Source organism: Pseudomonas corrugata (genome assembly GCF_050920615.1).
GTDB classification, from domain to species: Bacteria; Pseudomonadota; Gammaproteobacteria; order Pseudomonadales; family Pseudomonadaceae; genus Aquipseudomonas; species Aquipseudomonas corrugata.
Genome location: NZ_CP130434.1, coordinates 118,867 through 138,810, shown reverse-complemented (window position 1 = coordinate 138,810; position 19,944 = coordinate 118,867). Strand labels below are relative to the sequence as shown.

The following is a 19,944-nucleotide window of genomic DNA, read 5'->3' as shown; positions in this document are numbered from 1 at the left end:
CTCGCTGTTTTTTGTTTAAGCAAATGCTGGCCATTTGGAAACATCCCGAAACATCCGTCGGCGCACGGCTTGACAGGTGAGGCGAGGTTTCGTCCCGGTCCAATTCGCGGGTTTTATTAGTTCGGGTTTCGCATGTTTAAGGTCTCGCTACCGACGACCACTCATGCGAAGAGGGGCGGCACTATACCTATCAGAGCCGCGCCCGTCTGCACAGTTGTGGTGCAAGCGACGAAACGTTGTGCCGCAATCGGAAAAAATCGCAGCCTTCGACAGCCCTTTTTGAGAGCTGGCGAAGGCTGCGATCTTGTCCAGTGTTGTCGTTTTCGGCATAAGGCCTCCTGGCGACGGTAAAAAAAGGGCTTGGGGAACGAGTCCCCAAGCCCTCAAAAGGTGAGAGGTGTCTAGTCCCTCGACCTGGTGAGCGGTGGTTGCATCGATCACGCTTTCAGCGGGACCAGACGCGGAGCAATCATGTTTTCCGGGCGCAGGATGTCGTCGAGCATGGCGTCGTCAAGCAAGCCCTCCTCGCGCACCAATTCCAGCACGCCACGGCCGCTTTCCAGAGCAACACGGGCGATGCGGGTGGCGTTTTCATAGCCGATGTACGGGTTCAGGGCGGTGACCAGGCCGATCGAATGCTCGACCAGTTCGCGGCAGCGCGCTTCGTTGGCGGTGATGCCGACGATGCAGTGCTCGCGCAGCATGTCCATGGCTCGTTGCAGCAGGCGGATCGAGTCGAAAATCTTGAAGGCGATCAGCGGTTCCATCACGTTCAGTTGCAGTTGCCCGCCTTCGGCCGCCATGGTCAGGGCCAGGTCGTTGCCGATGATCTGGAACGCCACCTGGTTGACCGCTTCCGGGATCACCGGGTTGACCTTGCCGGGCATGATCGAGCTGCCTGGCTGGCGGGCCGGCAGGTTGATCTCGTTGATGCCGGTACGTGGGCCGCTGGACAGCAAGCGCAGGTCGTTGCAGATCTTCGACAGCTTCACCGCGGTACGCTTGAGCATGCCGGAGAACAGGACGAAGGCACCCATGTCGGAGGTGGCTTCGATCAGGTCGGCGGCCGGTACCAGCGGCTGGCCGCTGATGGTTGCCAGGCGCTGCACGGCCAGGGCCTGGTAGCGCGGGTCGGCGTTGATGCCGGTGCCGATGGCGGTGCCGCCCAGGTTCACTTCGGTCAGCAGTTCGGGGGCCAGGGTCTTCAGGCGCGCCAGGTCTTCGCTCAGGGTGGTGGCAAAGGCGCGGAATTCCTGGCCGAGGGTCATTGGCACGGCGTCCTGCAGCTGGGTGCGACCCATTTTCAGGACATGGCCGAACTCTTCACCCTTGGCGGCGAACGACTGGATCAGGCTGTCGAGGCTGGCCAGCAACGCATCGTGACCGAGCAGCAGACCCAGGCGGATCGCGGTCGGGTAGGCGTCGTTGGTAGACTGCGCCATGTTCACGTCGTTGTTCGGGTGCAGGTACTGGTATTCGCCTTTCTGGTGGCCCATGGCTTCCAGGGCGATGTTGGCGATGACTTCGTTGGCATTCATGTTGGTCGACGTGCCAGCGCCGCCTTGGATCATGTCCACCACGAATTCTTCGTGGAAGTCGCCGCGGATCAGACGCGCACAGGCTTCGCTGATGGCTGCATGCTTGGCTTCGCTGAGTTGGCCCAACTCGCGGTTGGCGTCAGCGGCAGCCTGTTTGACCATTGCCAGACCGATCACAAGCTTGGGGTAATGCGAGATCGGAACGCCCGAGAGACGGAAGTTGTTCACCGCTCGCAGGGTCTGGATGCCGTAATACGCTTGCGCTGGTACTTCGAGTACGCCAAGCAGGTCTTTTTCTGTGCGGAATGATGCAGCGGAGGACATGATGGAAATCATCTCGATAAGGACCCGGTCTGTGCCGGAACGCTGTGGATCGTAGGCTTTCGTAAACGTCAGGGCCAATGCTGTTAAACACTGCCCTATGCATATTCGGCATAATGCTGATGTGACGCCGACGGTACGGCGGACGTGTGACCTGTTTTGGTGCGTGGTTCGGGAGAACGTGATGAATCTTGAAAGCAAATGGCTTGAGGACTTCAGTGCTCTGGCGGCTACTCGCAGTTTCTCCCAGGCGGCCGAACGGCGTTTCGTCACGCAACCAGCATTCAGCAGACGGATTCGTAGCCTGGAAGCAGCGTTGGGGCTGACCTTGGTCAATCGCTCCCGCACGCCGGTCGAGCTGACGGCGGCCGGGCAGTTGTTCCTGGTGACGGCGCGCACTGTCGTGGAGCAGTTGGGTGAGGTGTTGCGGCATTTGCATCATCTGGAAGGCGGGCAGGGCGAAGTGATCCAGGTGGCGGCCGCGCACTCCTTGGCCCTGGGCTTCTTTCCGCGCTGGATCGCGCAACTGCGCAACGACGGCATGAACATCGCCACGCGCCTGGTGGCGACCAACGTCGGCGATGCCGTCCATGCCCTGCGTGAGGGCGGCTGCGACCTGATGCTGGCGTTCTACGACCCGGATTCGGCGATGCAGATGGACCCGGAAATCTTCCCTTCGCTGCACCTGGGCCAGACCGAAATGCTGCCGGTGTGTGCGGCCGATGCCAACGGCAAACCGTTGTTTGACCTCGAAGGCGAGGCCAGCGTGCCGTTGTTGGCCTACAGCGCCGGGGCGTTTCTCGGTCGCTCGGTGAACCAGCTGCTGCGCCAACGGGCGCTGCGCTTCACCACGGTCTACGAAACGGCCATGGCCGACAGCTTGAAAAGCATGGCCCTGGAAGGCCTGGGCATCGCCTGGGTGCCACAACTGAGCGTGCGCGCCGAACTGGCCCGGGGCGAACTGGTGATCTGCGGTGGCGGGCAATGGCACGTCCCACTGGAGATCCGCCTGTACCGCTGCGCCCTGGTGCGCAAGGCCAATGTGCGGTTGCTGTGGCGCAAGCTCGAAGGCGGTGCCGGCTCCTGAAAACAGGCAAGATCCTTGTGGGAGCGAGCCTGCTCGCGATGACGGACTGACGTTCAACATCACTGTTGCCTGGCCCACCGCTATCGCGAGCAGGCTCGCTCCCACAGAGGGGGAACCGGTGTGCTTTTGTATTGACCTCCAAGTCAATAAAACCGCTGTCCAGGCACAAATGACAGATGGTCGCGACAGGGGCTGTTTATCTGCTTCATTGCGGTATACTGCGCGGCCTTCGGCCGGTCCAGATCGGCCATTATTCGTACAACAAGCCACGCCGGTTTCCCGCGTGGCTTGTTGTTTTTTGACGCGCCTGCGGGCGCCCAGAGAGAAGAGGCACATTGATGAGTGCATTGGTTGGCGTGATCATGGGCTCCAAGTCCGATTGGTCCACCCTTAGCCACACCGCCGATATGCTGGAAAAGCTCGGCATTCCTTATGAGGTGAAAGTGGTCTCTGCCCACCGCACCCCGGACCTGCTGTTCCAGTACGCCGAAGAAGCCGAGGCCCGTGGCATCGAGGTGATCATCGCCGGTGCCGGTGGCGCGGCTCACCTGCCAGGCATGTGTGCGGCCAAGACCCACCTGCCGGTACTGGGCGTGCCGGTACAGTCGTCGATGCTCTCGGGCGTCGACTCGCTGTTGTCCATCGTGCAAATGCCGGCGGGCATTCCGGTCGCGACCCTGGCCATCGGCAAGGCCGGTGCGATCAATGCGGCCCTGTTGTCGGCGAGCATCCTGGGTGCCAAGCATCCACAGTTTCATACCGTGCTGAAAAAATTCCGCGCTGAGCAGACAGACAGCGTCCTGGACAATCCAGACCCACGCATTGCCTGAGGTTGTTGACGAATGAAGATCGGTGTAATCGGTGGCGGCCAGTTGGGTCGCATGTTGGCCCTGGCGGGTACGCCGCTGGGGATGAACTTCGCTTTCCTGGACCCGGCGCCGGACGCCTGTGCCGCCGCGCTGGGTGAACACCTGCGGGCCGACTACGGCGACCAGGATCACCTGCGCCAACTGGCCGATGAAGTCGATCTGGTGACGTTCGAGTTCGAGAGCGTTCCGGCCGAAACCGTTGCCTTCCTGTCCCAGTTCGTCCCGGTCTACCCAAGCGCCGAAGCCTTGCGCATCGCCCGCGACCGCTGGTTCGAGAAGAGTATGTTCAAGGACCTGGGCATTCCCACTCCGACCTTCGCTGACATTCAGTCCCAGGCCGACCTGGAAGCCGCCGTCGCTGCCATCGGCCTGCCGGCCGTGCTCAAGACTCGCACCCTGGGTTATGACGGCAAGGGCCAGAAGGTCCTGCGCAACCCTGAAGACGTAGCTGGTACGTTCGCTGAACTGGGCAGCGTGGGCTGCCTGCTGGAAGGTTTCGTGCCGTTCACCGGTGAAGTCTCGCTGATCGCCGTGCGTGCCCGCGACGGTGAAATCCGTTTCTACCCGCTGGTGCACAACACCCACAAGGACGGCATTCTCAAACTCTCCGTGGCCAGCACCGACCATCCGCTGCAGGCCCTGGCCGAGGACTACTCCAGCCGGGTGCTCAAGCAGCTCGACTACGTCGGTGTGATGGCGTTCGAGTTCTTTGAAGTGGACGGCGGCCTCAAGGCCAACGAAATCGCTCCTCGGGTGCACAACTCCGGGCATTGGACCACCGAAGGCGCCGAATGCAGCCAGTTCGAGAACCACCTGCGGGCGGTGGCCGGGCTGCCGCTGGGCTCGACCGCCAAGGTCGGTGAAAGCGCGATGCTGAACTTCATCGGCAAGGTACCGGACACCGATAAGGTCATGGCGATTGCCGACTGCCATCTGCATCACTATGGCAAGGCGTTCAAGGACGGGCGCAAGGTCGGTCACGCCAACCTGCGTTGTGCTGACCGGGCTACGCTGGCCCAGCAGATCATCAAGGTCGAGACGCTGATCGCCGAGCAGTAGTGCGCAATTGCGGTTGAACCATTCATCGGCAAATCTCTCTCATGGCTAAGCGCCAAAGCCTCACCAGGCTTTGGCTTGGCGTCTTAAAAAGAGGGAAATGCCATGGGAATCATCGGAACCATCTTCATCGGCTTGATCGTAGGCCTGCTGGCACGCTTCCTTAAACCGGGCGACGACAGCATGGGCTGGATCATGACCATCCTGCTCGGTATCGGCGGTTCGCTGGCGGCCACCTATGGCGGCCAAGCCTTGAGTATCTACCAGCCTGGTGAAACCGCCAGTTTTCTCGGTGCCCTGGTCGGCGCGGTTGTGCTGCTGGTGATCTACGGCCTGATCAAAAGAAACTGAGTCAATGCGACAAAGCCCTCTGCGCACGGCGCGCGCGGGGGGCTAGAATGCCCGGCGTTCCATCATTCACTCATTGCCGAGCCTTTTCATGCGCCGTCTAGTGTTGACCCTTCTTCTGCTGGGCAGTGGCCTGGCCCATGCTGCCGAGCTGCCGGAAACCGACTGGCTCGAACTGATGCCCAAGTCGGACCAGAAAGCCCTCGAGGCCATGCCCGAGATCGACCACAACTCCCCCGAAGCCAACGGCACCTTTACCCAGAAGGGTGGCCTGAAGCAAAGCAAAGGCTTGCCGGCGGTGATGTATTCGACCAAGACCGTGGCCTCGATGAACGACAAGCACATCCGCATCGGCGGCTATCCGGTGCCGCTGGAAACCGACGCCAAGGGCCGCAGCACGCTGTTCTTCCTGGTGCCATACCCCGGCGCCTGCATCCACGTCCCGCCACCGCCACCTAACCAACTGGTGCTGGTGCGCTACCCCAAGGGCCTGAAGCTCGACGACATCTACACACCGCTGTGGGTGATCGGCACGCTGAAGATCGAAAAGGTCGACAACGACCTGGCGAGTGCGGCGTATGCGCTGGATGCGGAGAAGGTGAGGGCGGTGCAGGAAGCGGATTTGTAGCTCAGGTCAACCTGACGCAGATCCCCTGTGGGAGCGAGCCTGCTCTCGATAGCGGTGGATCAGTCAAAGTAATGGTGGCTGACAGATCGCTATCGCGAGCAGGCTCGCTCCCACAGAGGGATGTGATGGGTTTTAGAGCGGTTTGCTAGTGATGCTCACACCCAGGGTATGACTGGCCTTGGGCAGCAACGTCACCACATCGTGCATCACGTTCGCCGTTTCGATGCACAGCATGCGCTGCCAGCCATCGTCGGCCATGTCGCTGAAGGCCTTGGCGCGTTCTGTCCAGGGGTTCCAGATTACCGCCGAGCGTGAGCCGCTGCTGGTCAGTTCGATCCGCCGTTCCCAATGTGGGTCGACGATGCTCAGTGTCGCCGGGGTATCGAGATAGATACGGTCGGTCTCGCCGGCAAAGTGCAGGTCGCCGGCCTGGGTGGCGGTTTTCCAGTCATCCAGGGTCTCGATGTAGTTCAAGCCGGCCACACCTTCGACATGCACGTTGCGCACGTCGCTCACGGCGAAATAGCTGTGCAGCGCCTGGCTGAGGCTGACGGTTTCGCTGCCGCGGTTATGGCTGGTGAGGCTGATATGCAGTTGCGCGTCCATCACGATGGTCAGCGTCAGGTCGACCTGATGAGGCCAGCCCGCCAGGCCGTTTTCGGGATAGGGCAACACGAATTCGACTTTCAGGCCTTCGCCCTCGGCCTCGATGCCTTTCAGTTCCCAATCCATCGCCCTCACCAGGCCGTGAGCGGTGGCCGGCTCGTTGCTCACGCGCATGGCCTGGACGCTGTCGGGGTTGCGTGTCAGGTTGCCGAACCATGGCCAGCACACCGGAACACCGGCGCGGATGCTCTTGCCAGCCTTGAAGGTCGCCTGGTCATTGAGCCAGATCAGCGGCGGCTGGCCATCCACTTGGTAGCTGAGAATATGCGCGCCCTGCTGGGCCACCAGCAACTCGGCCTGGCCGTGGCGGATACGCCAGCCATTGAGTTCATCCAGTTTGACGGCTTCGACGTTGGGCGTGGGCATACTGCAAACCTCGTTCAGGAACAGGAACCGCAATGGACCACAAAACGGCCGTCGCGTTTAACGAGCGCGCGGCGGAACCGAACGGGTACGGCCACTGCCGTCGATGGCGACGAACACGAATACCGCCTCGGTCACCTTGCGCCACTCACTGGAGAGCGGGTCGTCGCTCCAGACCTCGACCATCATCTGGATCGAGCTGCGGCCGATCTCCAGGGTCTGGGTGTAGAACGAAAGCTGTGCACCTACGGCCACCGGCACCAGGAACGCCATGCGATCGATTGCCACGGTCGCCACACGCCCGCCGGCTACCCGGCTGGCCATGGCCGTGCCGGCCAGGTCCATCTGGGACACCAGCCAGCCGCCGAAAATATCGCCGAAACCATTGGTGTCGCGGGGAAGCGCGGTGATTTGCAAGGCCAGGTCGCCTTGCGGGATTGGATCTTCTTGTTCGAGCTCTATCATGCCGGGGGTGCCTCTGACCCGTAACGCTGTCTTGTGCTTCAGGTGAATAGCCGTCTTTGAAAAAAACGATTCAGCCCGAACACATTGCGTTCGTCACGTTTTTCGTAAAGGCGTGCTAAAGGGATACTCTGCGAAACCGGCTGGTACTGGTGTTTTCTCCTACAAACTCTGCACCACCAACGACGTTTTCGCACAGCAACCCCTTACAGAGTGTCGCAAGCTAGCGAGTATATCGGGCGATAGGCGTCGAGACGACTACCGGGTTCTGATTTCGACTGAGAATGACGCGCATCCCTGTGCTTTTTCCAACAATTTGCTATCGTGCCAAACCGCTCCAACCCCGATTTGCGGGTTGCAGAACCGACTATAAGAGAAGCCTTCGCCATGACCACTGCGCCTTCGAGCACGGCAGCCCCTGCGCAACCCGCCCGTCCATTGACCCGCAACGATTACAAGACCCTGTCGCTGTCTGCCCTGGGCGGTGCCCTGGAGTTCTACGATTTCATCATTTTCGTGTTCTTCGCCACCGTGGTCGGCAAATTGTTCTTTCCCGTCGACATGCCCGAGTGGCTGCGCCTGATGCAGACGTTCGGCATCTTCGCCGCTGGCTATCTGGCCCGGCCCCTGGGCGGGATCGTCATGGCGCACTTCGGCGACCTGCTGGGGCGCAAGAAGATGTTCACCTTGAGCATTTTCATGATGGCCGTGCCTACCCTGATCATGGGACTGTTGCCCACCTATGCGCAGATCGGCATGTGGGCGCCGATTCTGCTGTTGCTGATGCGGGTGATCCAGGGCGCGGCCATTGGCGGCGAAGTGCCGGGGGCCTGGGTATTTGTCTCCGAACACGTTCCGGGGCGCCACATCGGTTATGCCTGCGGTACCCTCACCTCCGGCCTGACGGCGGGGATCCTGCTGGGCTCGCTGGTGGCCACCGCGATCAACAGTCTCTATACGCCAGTGGAAGTGGTGGATTACGCCTGGCGCATTCCGTTCCTGCTGGGCGGTGTGTTCGGCCTCTTGTCGGTCTACCTGCGCCAGTGGCTTCACGAAACCCCGGTGTTTGCCGAGCTGCAACTGCGCAAGGCCCTGGCTGAAGAGGTACCGCTGCGCGCCGTACTGCGCGACCACCGCGGAGCCATCGTGATTTCAATGCTGCTGACCTGGTTGTTGTCCGCTGCCATCGTGGTGCTGATCCTGATGACCCCGACGGTCCTGCAGACGGTCTACCATTTCGCGCCGACCACCGCCTTGCAATCCAACAGCGTGGCGATCGTGATGCTGAGCATTGGCTGCATCCTGGCCGGTGCCCTGGCGGACCGCTTCGGTGCGGGGCGGGTCTTTGTCTTCGGCTGTGCCGCATTGCTGGCCAGCGCCTGGGCCTTCTACCACAACCTTGCCGACCATCCGCAGTGGCTGTTCCCGATGTATGCCCTCACCGGTCTGCTGGTGGGCACCATTGGTGCGGTTCCCTATGTCATGGTCAAGGCTTTCCCGCCGGTGGTGCGTTTCAGCGGCCTGTCGTTCTCCTACAACGTTGCCTATGCCATTTTTGGTGGCCTGACGCCGATGATCGTCAGCCTGCTGCTCAAAGAGAGCCCGATGGGGCCGGCTTATTATGTGGCGGTGTTGTGCGGGGTCGGGATGGTAGTGGGTGGCTACCTCTGGAGGAAAGGGCGCTGATCGAAAGGATGACTGGAAGCTTTTGTAGCGAGGGGATAAATCCCCTCGCTACAACATCTTGTAAAACTCAATGCTGGCCTTTCATCCAATTGTCATATTTCAGCCATAGAGTGTTCACACGGCTTACCGATACTTGGCCGACTTAACACACCCTATCTGCTAGGAGTAAGGCATGAAACTGAAGCGTTTGATGGCGGCAATGACTTTTGTCGCTGCTGGCGTTGCGACTGCCAACGCGGTTGCCGCTGTTGACCCTGCGATCCCGAGCTACACCAAGACCACTGGTGTTTCGGGCAACCTGTCCAGTGTCGGCTCCGATACCCTGGCAAACCTGATGACCTTGTGGGCAGAAAACTACAAGAAGGAATACCCGAACGTAAACATCCAGATTCAGGCCGCCGGTTCCTCCACCGCGCCGCCCGCACTCACCGAGGGCACCTCCAACCTGGGCCCGATGAGCCGCAAGATGAAGGACAACGAACTGCAGGCCTTCGAGCAGAAGTATGGCTACAAGCCAACCGCTATCCCGGTTGCCGTGGACGCCCTGGCTGTATTCGTACACAAGGACAACCCGATCCAGCACCTGACCATGGAGCAGGTCGACGCGATCTTCTCGTCCACCCGCTTGTGCGGCGCCAAGGCTGACGTCAAGACCTGGGGTGACCTGGGTGTGACCGGCGACCTGGCCAACAAGCCGGTTCAACTGTTCGGTCGCAACTCGGTATCCGGCACCTACGGCTACTTCAAGGAAGAAGCCCTGTGCAAAGGTGACTACAAGCCAAACGTCAACGAACAACCTGGCTCGGCTTCGGTAGTACAGTCGATCAGCTCCTCGCTCAACGGCGTGGGTTACTCGGGCATCGGCTATAAGACCGCCAGCGTTAAAACCGTGGCCCTGGCCAAGAAAGGCAGCACCGAGTTCATCGAAGACAGCGAAGAAAACGCACTGAACGGCAAATACCCGCTGTCGCGTTTCCTCTACGTGTACGTCAACAAGGCACCGAACAAGCCTCTGGCCCCGCTGGAAGCCGAATTCGTGAAGATGGTCCTGTCCAAGCAAGGTCAGGAAGTCGTGGTCAAGGACGGCTACATCCCACTGCCAGCCAAAGTGGCCGCGAAGGCACTGGCTGACCTGGGTCTGTCGGAAGGCGGCAGCGTCGCCAAGAAGTAACACCTGAGCCCGGGCCAATGCCTGGCTCTCTGTGGGAGCGGGCTTGCTCGCGAATGCAATGGATCAGTCGGCATTGATGTCGAATGTGCTGGCCCATCGCGAGCAAGCCCGCTCCCACAGACACCAATTTCCTCTCCGCTGCCAGCTTCCACGGGCGGCGGATTTGTTGCGTCACTGCATTGTCATCTTTCTGTCATACAGGATCGCTAGGGTGTGCGCATGAATGATCTGGCCAATTCCACAATGACTACGACTTCCCCTCCCAAGCGCATTGATTTCAATACGCCTGAGCTGCAACGCAAGCGCCGTATCCGTGCGCTCAAGGACCGCCTGACCCGTTGGTACGTCCTGGTCGGTGGCCTTGCCGTTCTGGCTGCCATTACCTTGATCTTCTTTTTCCTGGCCTATGTGGTGCTGCCCCTGTTCCAGGGCGCGGATCTGACCGCCAAGGACTCGATCACCCCGGCCTGGATGCAGGACGCCGGCAAGCCGTTGATGATCGCCATCGAAGAACAGAACCAGGTCGCCATGCGGGTTTCCGACAAAGGCCAGGCGCTGTTCTACGACATCGACAGCGGTGCCGAGCTGCGCCGTGTCGACCTGCCGGTGCCAGCCGGTGCCAGCGTGACGTCCATTGGCGAAGACCAGCCCGGCAGCCCGCTGGTGGCCATCGGTCTGTCCAATGGCCAGGCCCTGGTGTTCCGACACACCTATAAGGTCAGCTACCCGGGCGGCAAGAAGACCATCAGTCCGGCTATCGAATACCCTTATGGCGAAACACCTATCGCCTTGAATGAGCAGGGCGCGCCCCTGGAGCACGTCAGCCTCAACGCCACCGATTCGACCCTGCTGATCGCCGGTTCCAGCGGCGCCCAGTTGCATGTGCTGTCGATCACCAGCGAAGAGAACATGATGACCGGCGAAGTCACCAGCGAGCAGACGCGGATCGATCTGCCGCAGATGACCGAGCCGGTGAAGAACATTTTTGTCGACCCACGCCAGCAGTGGCTGTACGTGGTCAACGGCCGGGCCCAGGCCGATGTGTTCAGCCTGCGGGACAAGAGCCTCAACGGTCGTTACAAGTTGCTGGAAAATGCCGACACCCAGGTCACCACCGCGACCCAACTGGTGGGCGGGATTTCGTTGATCGTCGGCGACTCCAAGGGCGGCCTGTCCCAGTGGTTCATGGCCCGGGACCCTGACGGCGAGCAACGCCTGAAAGAGATCCGTACCTTCCAGATGGGCACCGCGCCCATCGTCGAGATCACCGCCGAAGAGCGTCGCAAGGGTTTCGTCGCCCTCGACGCCGCCGGCAAGCTGGGTGTGTTCCACAGCACTGCCCATCGCACATTGCTGGTGGACCAGGTGGTCGATGGGCAGGGCGTGTTCGGCATGTCGCCCCGGGCCAACCGGCTGATCGTGGAGCAGGGCGGCAAGCTGAAACCGCTATTGCTGGACAACCCGCACCCGGAAGTCTCCTGGAGCGCGTTGTGGGGCAAGGTCTGGTACGAGAACTACGACGAGCCTAAATACGTCTGGCAATCGACCGCCGCCAACACCGATTTCGAACCCAAGCTGAGCCTGTCGCCGCTGACCTTCGGTACGCTGAAAGCCGCGTTCTACGCCATGTTGCTGGCTGCACCGCTGGCCGTGGCCGCCGCCATCTACACCGCATACTTCATGGCCCCCGGGATGCGCCGCAAGGTCAAGCCGGTGATCGAACTGATGGAAGCCATGCCAACGGTGATCCTCGGCTTCTTCGCCGGCCTGTTCCTGGCGCCCTACGTCGAAGGACACCTGCCGGGCATCTTCAGCCTGCTGATGCTGTTGCCGATTGGCATCCTGGTGGCTGGTTTCGTCTTCAGCCGCCTGCCGGAGTCCGTTCGCCTGAAAGTGCCGGACGGCTGGGAAAGTGCGCTGCTGATCCCGGTGATCCTGTTCGTGGGCTGGCTCTCGTTGTACATGAGCCCGTACATGGAAGCCTGGTTCTTCGGCGGCGACATGCGCATGTGGATCTCCCATGACCTGGGCATCACCTACGACCAGCGCAACGCCCTGGTTGTGGGCCTGGCGATGGGCTTCGCGGTGATCCCGAACATCTACTCCATTGCCGAAGACGCCGTGTTCAGCGTACCTCGAGGCCTGACCCTGGGCTCTCTGGCTCTGGGGGCCACGCCTTGGCAGACCATGACCCGCGTGGTGATCCTTACCGCCAGCCCGGGCATCTTCTCGGCGCTGATGATCGGCATGGGCCGTGCGGTGGGCGAAACCATGATCGTCTTGATGGCCACCGGCAACACGCCGGTCATGGAAATGAACCTGTTCGAGGGCCTGCGGACCCTGGCGGCCAACGTTGCGGTGGAAATGCCCGAATCGGAAGTCGGCGGCAGCCATTACCGCGTGCTGTTCCTGTCGGCGCTGGTGTTGCTGTTGTTCACGTTCATCATGAACACCCTCGCCGAGCTGATTCGTCAGCGTCTGCGCAAGAAATATTCGTCGCTTTAAGAAAGGTAGAAGTCTGTGAAACAGAACTCCCTGAAAGGATGGTTCAAGAGCGGCGCCCCCGGCGTCTGGATCAGCGGTGGCGCGGTGTCCATCGCGGTCATCATGACCATTGGCCTGCTGGCGGTAATTGCCGTACGTGGCCTGGGTCATTTCTGGCCGGCGGACCTGATCCACGCCAACTACAACGTGCCAGGCATGCCTGCCCACCTGGTGGTCGGCGAAGTGGTGCAAAAGGAAGAAGTACCTCGTGAGCGCTTGAAAAGCGCCGGCCTGCCGGTACCGGACGAAGGCCCCGAGTTCATGACCCGCGAGCTGATCAAGGTAGGCAACCGGGACCTGAACGGCACCGACTTCACCTGGATCGTCGGTGACTGGCTGAGTGACCAGACTACGCCGCCGGAGCTGATGGCTATCGAACGTCGCGAGTGGGGCAACTTCTACGGCTATCTGGTCAACGTCAAGGAAGAAGGCAAGGTCGTCGCTGAAGGCGAGGCCGCCTGGCCGCAGTTGCAGGCTCGCATTGCGCGGGTCAATCAACTCGCCGCCGAGCTCAAGACCCTGGAAAAATCCGACATCGGTGCGATCAACGCCGGTCTGGAGCGTATCCGTCTGCACGGTCGCAAGCTGGAACTGGAAGGCAAGCTCGACGCCGCCGCGCAAGCTGACATGGCCAGCGAGCGCGCTGAGCTCGACGCACGCTACAAGGAGATTGAAGCGCGCCTGACCGACCTTCACGCCCAATTCAACCGCGACAGCCTGACCGCCCGCGATGCCAACGGCAAGGAAGTGGAAATCGGCATCGGCAAGGTGGTGCACGCTTACCAGCCGAACGGCATGGGCACCTTCGCCAAGCTCGGTTTCTATTTCAGCAAGGTCTGGGAGTTCCTCAGCGACGATCCCCGTGAAGCCAACACCGAAGGCGGGATCTTCCCGGCGATTTTCGGCACGGTGATGATGACCCTGATCATGGCGATGATCGTGACGCCGTTCGGCGTGCTGGCAGCGGTTTACTTGCGTGAGTACGCCCGTCAGGGCCCGATGACCCGCCTGATCCGCATTGCGGTGAACAACCTGGCGGGCGTACCGGCCATCGTTTACGGCGTGTTCGGCCTGGGCTTCTTCGTCTATGTGCTGGGCGGCTCGGTTGACCGTCTGTTCTTCCCCGAAGCGCTGCCGGCGCCGACCTTCGGCACCCCGGGCCTGCTCTGGGCCTCCCTGACCCTGGCCCTGCTGGCGGTGCCGGTGGTGATCGTGGCAACCGAAGAAGGCCTGGCACGGATTCCGCGTACCGTGCGCGAAGGCTCCCTGGCCCTCGGCGCAACCAAGGCCGAGACCTTGTGGAAGATCGTTCTGCCGATGGCGAGCCCGGCGATGATGACTGGCATGATCCTCGCGGTGGCCCGCGCCGCCGGCGAAGTAGCGCCGTTGATGCTGGTGGGTGTGGTGAAACTGGCGCCGTCGCTGCCCCTGGACGGCAACTACCCCTACGTGCACCTGGACCAGAAGATCATGCACCTGGGTTTCCATATCTATGACGTAGGCTTCCAGAGTCCGAACGTCGAAGCTGCGCGACCCCTGGTCTACGCCACGGCGCTGCTGCTGGTGCTGGTGATCGCCACACTGAACCTGTCGGCCGTGTGGATCCGTAACCACCTGCGGGAAAAATACAAAGCACTGGATAGCTGATTTCACACCGATTTTCTGTGGGAGCGAGCCTGCTCGCGATGGCATCACTTCGGTGCCAAGCCAAACCGAGTCGCCTGGATCGCGAGCAGGCTCGCTCCCACACAACCGAACCGAATTTGTTAGCACAGGGAGCCTCCCATGCAACACGAAGCACATACACACGGCATCAACATGTCAGCCCTGGGTCGCGACAAGCAGAGCCTGAACCTGGCCGACGAAACCGTCGCCATCGAAGTGCCCGGCCTGAGCCTGTTCTACGGCCAGAAGCAAGCGCTGTACGACGTCAGCCTGAACATCCCGAAACAGCGTGTGACCGCGTTCATCGGTCCGTCGGGTTGCGGCAAGTCGACCTTATTGCGCACTTTCAACCGCATGAACGACTTGGTGGACGGTTGCCGCGTCGAAGGTGAAATCAACCTCTACGGCAATAACATCTACCGTAAGGGCGAAGACGTTGCGGAGTTGCGCCGTCGCGTAGGCATGGTGTTCCAGAAGCCCAACCCGTTCCCGAAGACCATCTATGAAAACGTGGTCTATGGCCTGCGGATCCAGGGCATCAACAAGAAGCGTATTCTCGATGAGGCCGTGGAGTGGGCGCTCAAGGGTGCGGCATTGTGGGATGAGGTCAAGGACCGCTTGCATGACTCGGCCCTGGGCTTGTCCGGTGGTCAGCAGCAACGCCTGGTGATCGCCCGCACCATCGCCGTGGAACCTGAAGTGCTGCTGCTCGACGAACCCTGCTCGGCCCTGGACCCGATTTCGACATTGAAGGTCGAAGAGTTGATCTACGAGCTCAAGTCCAAGTTCACCATCGTCATCGTGACCCACAACATGCAGCAGGCGGCGCGGGTTTCCGACTACACAGCTTTCATGTACATGGGCAAGCTGGTGGAGTTCGGCGATACCGACACCTTGTTTACCAATCCGGCCAAGAAACAGACCGAAGATTACATCACCGGCCGCTACGGCTAGCGGCAGCTGCGAGCCGCAAGCTTCAAGCGGCAAGTGAGAGCAGTTCAGCGTAACGACACAAATCAGCTTGCAGCTTGAAGCTTGCAGCTCACAGCTTTTGCGGAGCAAAACCATGATTTCGAAGGAAGGCCTTACTCACCACATTTCCGCCCAGTTCAACGCCGAGCTGGAGGAGGTGCGCAGTCACCTGCTGGCCATGGGCGGTTTGGTGGAAAAGCAGGTCAACGATGCGGTGACCGCGCTGATCGAGGCCGACTCCGGCCTGGCCCAGCAAGTGCGCGAGATCGATGACCAGATCAACCAGATGGAGCGCAACATCGACGAAGAGTGTCTGCGCATCCTGGCTCGTCGCCAGCCCGCCGCTTCTGACCTGCGGCTGATCATCAGCATCTCCAAGTCTGTAATCGATCTTGAGCGGATCGGCGACGAAGCCACCAAGATCGCTCGTCGCGCCATTCAACTGTGCGAAGAGGGCGAGGCGCCACGCGGCTATGTCGAAGTTCGTCATATCGGCGATCAGGTGCGCAACATGGTTCGCGATGCCCTGGACGCTTTCGCCCGCTTCGACGCCGACCTGGCGCTGTCGGTGGCCCAGTACGACAAGACCATCGACCGCGAATACAAGACCGCCCTGCGTGAGCTGGCGACCTACATGATGGAAGACCCGCGCTCGATCTCCCGGGTGCTTAGCATCATCTGGGTGCTGCGTTCCCTGGAGCGTATCGGCGATCATGCGCGCAACATCTCCGAACTTGTGATCTACCTGGTGCGAGGTACAGATGTACGGCACATGGGGCTCAAGCGAATGAAGGAAGAAGTTGAGGGCACCCCGTCCGAATCCCCTAATGTTCCGGGTGAAACTGACGATAAGTAGGATTGCCAAGAAAAGCGCCCGGCCTTCTGGTCGGGCTTTTTTTTGGGCCATTTTTTTTATCGACAGCAGCACCCCGTGAACGAAAGGTCCCGGCGTGACTGAAGGTTTTTGGCTATGTGCCATCAGTAAAAGCGGTATGCTTGCCGGGATTTTTTAGAGGTGTATCTGGATGAGTAAGGTCAGTGTGTTGGTCGTGGACGATGCGTCGTTCATTCGTGACCTGGTGAAGAAGTGCCTGCGCAATTACTTCCCGGGCATCCGTATCGAAGATGCAGTGAATGGCCGAAAAGCCCAGGCCCTGCTGGCCCGCGAGGCATTCGACCTGGTGCTGTGCGATTGGGAAATGCCGGAAATGTCCGGCCTGGAGTTGTTGACCTGGTGCCGCCAGCAGGACAACCTCAAGGGCATGCCGTTCGTCATGGTCACCAGCCGTGGCGACAAGGAAAACGTTGTCCAGGCCATCCAGGCCGGTGTTTCCGGCTATGTCAGCAAGCCATTCACCAACGAACAGTTGCTGACCAAGGTCAAACAGGCCCTGCACAAGGTCGGCAAGCTCGACACCCTGATGAACAGCGCCCCGACCAAGATGAACTCGGCGTTCGGCAATGATTCCCTCAGCGCCCTGACGGGCGGCAAGGCGGCCCCGGTTGTTGCGGCTGCTGCACCGGCACCTGCCAGGCCAGCCGCTGCGGCGCCTGCCGCTCCTGCCGCTGCACCGGCCCGCGGCCTGCTCAATAGCCCGCCGGTCAAGGCACCTGTGGCGTCCGCCTCCGCCGGTGCCAACCGCGGCCAGGGCCAGTTGCGCCTGGCCAGCGGCATCCAGCAATGCGTGATCAAGGCCTTGAGCCTCAAGGAAGCGCTGCTGCTGGTCAAACGCTCTGACACCCTGCCACAGGTGCTCGAGAGCTCGGTGCTGGACATGGAGCAGGGCGACAACGCCGAAACAGCGCGTCTGAACGGCTACCTGCACGCCATCGTCGCCCACGAACAGACGCCGGACAGCGAGTGGCTGCAACTGACCTTCCGCTTCGTCGACAAAGACCCGCAGAAACTCGATTACATCTCCCGCTTGATCGCTCGCGGCACCGCGCAGAAGCACTTCGTACCGGGCGCCTGATCCGGCAGTGCCTTTCAGAGATCGTTCCCACGCTCCGCGTGGGAATGCCTCCACGGACGCTCTGCGTTCGGTTTTGAGGGACACGGGGCGTCCCAGGCTGCATTCCCACGCGGAGCGTGGGAACGATCACTTCACTGATCCGACTCTGAAACATCCGTCGATTACGCTGGTCCATTTCAGCTGCTAGGCTGCTGAACAGGCCTCAATTTTTCGACAGAACCCTTGCCCATGCTCGCGCCCTTGCTGTTCGCCTGCTGTCTTGTCCTGGCCTCCACTTCGACCATGGCCATGACGATCTACAAATCCACCAACGCCAACGGCGTGGTGTCCTACAGCGACCGCCCGAGCAGGGGCGCCCAGGTGTTCGTGTTTCGCGACCGCATGGTCGAACGCCTTGAGCGCCAGGTGTTTCTCGATATCAAGAAGCAGAAGGGCGCGGACGCAGTGTTCGTGCGCAATGACTTGTACGCACCGGTAGAGATCGAATTGAGTTTCGCCGGTCTGGACAATGTGAGCGGGGCACCGAGCCGGCCGATCCGCCGGGTCCTGCCGGCGCGCAGCAACCTGCGCCTGGCGCTGCTCACGGCCCTCCAGCCCGGAAAACCGTTGCTGTACACCCCCAGGTTCGAATATTCCCTGGGCGACCCGGCAGATGCGGCTCAGGCCTATCGCTACCCGTTGCCATGGCGTGGTGGGCCGTTCCGGCTGAGCCAGGGCGCCAACGGCCAGTACAGCCACTACGGTCCGAAGAACCGCTACGCCATGGACATCGCCATGCCCGTAGGCACGCCGATCATTGCGGCGCGGGGCGGCGTGGTGATCAAGACCGAAAATGCGCAGACCGGCCGGGGCGATGACCCTTCGGGCAACTTCGTGCGAGTACTGCACGATGACGGCACCATGGGCGTTTACTTGCACCTGCAGAAAGGTTCGGTGAGCGTTCGGGAAGGGCAAAGGGTAGCGGTGGGCACGCCACTGGCGCTGTCGGGCAACACCGGCAATAGCTCCGGGCCGCACCTGCACTTCGTGGTGCAGCGCAATACCGGGTTGGGGCTGGTGTCGATTCCCTACCAGTTCGATCAGCCGGTGGGGGAGTTGCCCAACTTTGCGGTGGGCAAGCAATAGATTGGAGGTGTGCCGAGGGAGTTTTTGCGGCGAGAGGATCTATCTGTGGCTAGGGGATTTATCTGTGGCGAGGGGATTTATCCCCGTTGGGGGGACTGTCAGATTTTTTGTGTTCGGGCCGGTAGCGGCCTGCCGCCAGGCAGGCCTTGATTTCACCAGGTCGGCCTGATGAACCGATCTCCGTACAGAATCGCAAATTGATTCATCGCGCTTTTCCAATCATGCGCCGCCGAGCCCCAATTGGCTGTGATATTGCGCAGCCCCAGCCAGATCAGTTTGGTCGCGGCGTCGTCGCTCGGAAAGTGGCCACGGGTCTTGATGATCTTGCGTAACTGAGCGTTGATGCTCTCGATGGCATTGGTGGTGTAAATAACCTTGCGGATCGCGGGCGGGAAAACAAAAAATGGAATCACTCGATCCCACGACCGTCGCCAGGCCGCCACAACCGTTGGATATTGCTTGCCCCAGGGCCCGCGCTCAAATTCATCCAGAGCCTGTTCCGCCGCTTGTGCATTGATGGCCTGATAGATCGGTTTAAGGGCCTTGGCCAGTTCTCGACGCTTGTCCCAGGCCGCATAATCAAGGCTGTTGCGGATCAGATGCACGATGCAGGTCTGCAATGTTGTTTCCGGAAACACCGCACTGAGGGCCTCTGGCATGCCTTTTAGGCCATCGGTTACGGCAATCAGCACGTCCTCGACGCCGCGTGTCTTGAGGTCGTTGAATACCTTCATCCAGAACTTTGCCCCTTCGGTGTTCTCGATCCAGATACCCAGGATGTCGCGTGTCCCGTCGGGTAAAACGCCCAGCGCCAAGTAAATCGCCTTGTTGCGAACCAGACCTTCTTCGCGAATTTTGACCCGCAGAGCATCAAAGAAAATGACCGGATACATCGGCTCTAGGGGACGCTGTTGCCAAGCGCCAATCTCTTCCATCACCTCGTCGGTCACGGAGCTGATGAAGTCAGGCGAAACATCCGTCCCGTACTGCTCGGAAAGAAACGCCCGGATCTCTCTGACCGTCATCCCACGGGCATACATGGCGATGATCTTGTCGTCGAAACCGGTGTAACGGCGCTCATGCTTGGGAATAAGAATGGGCGAAAAACTGCCCTCTCGATCACGCGGGATATCCAGCCGGAGCGGGCCATCACCGGTCAGCACCGTCTTACCGCTCTTGCCATTGCGCTGGTTGGTTTCATCCTCTGGACGCTGCGCGCCCCGAGGATAGCCCAGGTGATGGCCCAGCTCAGCGCTCAGGGCACGCTCGATCAGCGCCTTCTTGAACGCCGCAGAGGCCTCTTCGATGGCCTCCGCGGTCATCAGCGGGGCGGCGGAAAACTGCTCAAGAAGCTCTTTCGGGACTTTCGGTAATTCTCGAAGCGGTTTCTTTTTGGTTGGCATACATGCACCTCTTACTCATGTTATGCCCGAACACAAAATTTCTGACACCCTCCCGTTGGGCTGCGCA

General features: G+C 60.7%; 17 protein-coding genes. 13 read left to right on the top strand and 4 right to left on the bottom strand.

Translation table 11 applies throughout. From position 1 onward, the window contains the following. Positions 1–437 precede the first annotated feature (437 nt). A complete protein-coding gene (gene aspA, locus QZH45_RS00605; protein ID WP_024777858.1) occupies positions 438–1,862 on the bottom strand; it encodes an aspartate ammonia-lyase in 1,425 nt (474 codons plus the stop codon). Between the two features lie 181 nt (positions 1,863–2,043). Between aspA and QZH45_RS00600 the strand changes: the two genes are divergently transcribed. The 5 genes from QZH45_RS00600 to QZH45_RS00580 all read left to right on the top strand — a co-directional run bounded on the left by QZH45_RS00600 (position 2,044) and on the right by QZH45_RS00580 (position 5,847). Next, entirely contained in the window at positions 2,044–2,946 is a 903-nt protein-coding gene (locus QZH45_RS00600) for a LysR substrate-binding domain-containing protein (protein WP_024777859.1), read from the top strand. A 338-nt stretch (positions 2,947–3,284) separates the two neighbouring features. Continuing rightward, positions 3,285–3,776 carry a 5-(carboxyamino)imidazole ribonucleotide mutase gene (gene purE / locus QZH45_RS00595; protein WP_003196369.1) on the top strand — a complete coding sequence of 164 codons (492 nt, stop codon included), beginning with the start codon at positions 3,285–3,287 and terminating at the stop codon, positions 3,774–3,776. A gap of 12 nt (positions 3,777–3,788) precedes the next feature. Next, the gene (locus QZH45_RS00590; protein WP_024777860.1) at positions 3,789–4,874 is read left to right on the top strand and encodes a 5-(carboxyamino)imidazole ribonucleotide synthase; all 1,086 of its coding nucleotides are present in this window, start codon (positions 3,789–3,791) and stop codon (positions 4,872–4,874) included. 102 nt (positions 4,875–4,976) lie between these two features. Beyond that, a complete protein-coding gene (locus tag QZH45_RS00585; protein WP_055135246.1) occupies positions 4,977–5,222 on the top strand; it encodes a GlsB/YeaQ/YmgE family stress response membrane protein in 246 nt (81 codons plus the stop codon). Between the two features lie 88 nt (positions 5,223–5,310). Then, on the top strand, positions 5,311–5,847 hold the full coding sequence (locus QZH45_RS00580) for a DUF3299 domain-containing protein (RefSeq protein WP_024777861.1): 537 nt from the start codon (positions 5,311–5,313) through the stop codon (positions 5,845–5,847). Between the two features lie 132 nt (positions 5,848–5,979). Here QZH45_RS00580 and QZH45_RS00575 read toward each other — a convergent pair whose 3' ends face one another. Further along, on the bottom strand, positions 5,980–6,879 hold the full coding sequence (locus tag QZH45_RS00575; protein WP_055135245.1) for a D-hexose-6-phosphate mutarotase: 900 nt from the start codon (positions 6,877–6,879) through the stop codon (positions 5,980–5,982). Positions 6,880–6,936: 57 nt separating this feature from the next. After that, positions 6,937–7,341, bottom strand: a complete 405-nt coding sequence (locus QZH45_RS00570; RefSeq protein WP_024777863.1) for an acyl-CoA thioesterase — start codon at positions 7,339–7,341, stop codon at positions 6,937–6,939. Between the two features lie 384 nt (positions 7,342–7,725). Between QZH45_RS00570 and QZH45_RS00565 the strand changes: the two genes are divergently transcribed. From QZH45_RS00565 to QZH45_RS00530, 8 genes are all read left to right on the top strand, one after another. Then, positions 7,726–9,024: an MFS transporter gene (locus QZH45_RS00565; RefSeq protein WP_053192044.1), complete on the top strand. Its 1,299-nt coding sequence runs from the start codon at positions 7,726–7,728 to the stop codon at positions 9,022–9,024. 172 nt (positions 9,025–9,196) lie between these two features. Further along, a complete protein-coding gene (locus QZH45_RS00560; RefSeq protein ID WP_024777865.1) occupies positions 9,197–10,195 on the top strand; it encodes a phosphate ABC transporter substrate-binding protein PstS in 999 nt (332 codons plus the stop codon). 471 nt (positions 10,196–10,666) lie between these two features. Then, positions 10,667–12,700, top strand: a complete 2,034-nt coding sequence (locus tag QZH45_RS00555) for an ABC transporter permease subunit (protein WP_173668676.1) — start codon at positions 10,667–10,669, stop codon at positions 12,698–12,700. A gap of 15 nt (positions 12,701–12,715) precedes the next feature. Next, positions 12,716–14,386: a phosphate ABC transporter permease PstA gene (gene pstA / locus QZH45_RS00550; protein ID WP_024777867.1), complete on the top strand. Its 1,671-nt coding sequence runs from the start codon at positions 12,716–12,718 to the stop codon at positions 14,384–14,386. A gap of 138 nt (positions 14,387–14,524) precedes the next feature. Next, positions 14,525–15,358 carry a phosphate ABC transporter ATP-binding protein PstB gene (gene pstB / locus QZH45_RS00545; RefSeq protein WP_024777868.1) on the top strand — a complete coding sequence of 278 codons (834 nt, stop codon included), beginning with the start codon at positions 14,525–14,527 and terminating at the stop codon, positions 15,356–15,358. Positions 15,359–15,470: 112 nt separating this feature from the next. Then, positions 15,471–16,232 (top strand): phosphate signaling complex protein PhoU, encoded by a 762-nt coding sequence (gene phoU / locus QZH45_RS00540; RefSeq protein WP_024777869.1) that lies wholly within the window; start codon positions 15,471–15,473, stop codon positions 16,230–16,232. Positions 16,233–16,401: 169 nt separating this feature from the next. Beyond that, positions 16,402–17,349, top strand: coding sequence for a response regulator (locus QZH45_RS00535; protein ID WP_024777870.1), 948 nt, complete (start codon positions 16,402–16,404; stop codon positions 17,347–17,349). Between the two features lie 228 nt (positions 17,350–17,577). Beyond that, positions 17,578–18,474: a peptidoglycan DD-metalloendopeptidase family protein gene (locus QZH45_RS00530; RefSeq protein WP_024777871.1), complete on the top strand. Its 897-nt coding sequence runs from the start codon at positions 17,578–17,580 to the stop codon at positions 18,472–18,474. Between the two features lie 152 nt (positions 18,475–18,626). On the opposite strand, the gene QZH45_RS00525 is transcribed toward QZH45_RS00530, so the two are convergent. Further along, the gene (locus QZH45_RS00525; protein ID WP_069018363.1) at positions 18,627–19,877 is read right to left on the bottom strand and encodes an IS256 family transposase; all 1,251 of its coding nucleotides are present in this window, start codon (positions 19,875–19,877) and stop codon (positions 18,627–18,629) included. Between the last annotated feature and the right edge of the window lie 67 nt (positions 19,878–19,944).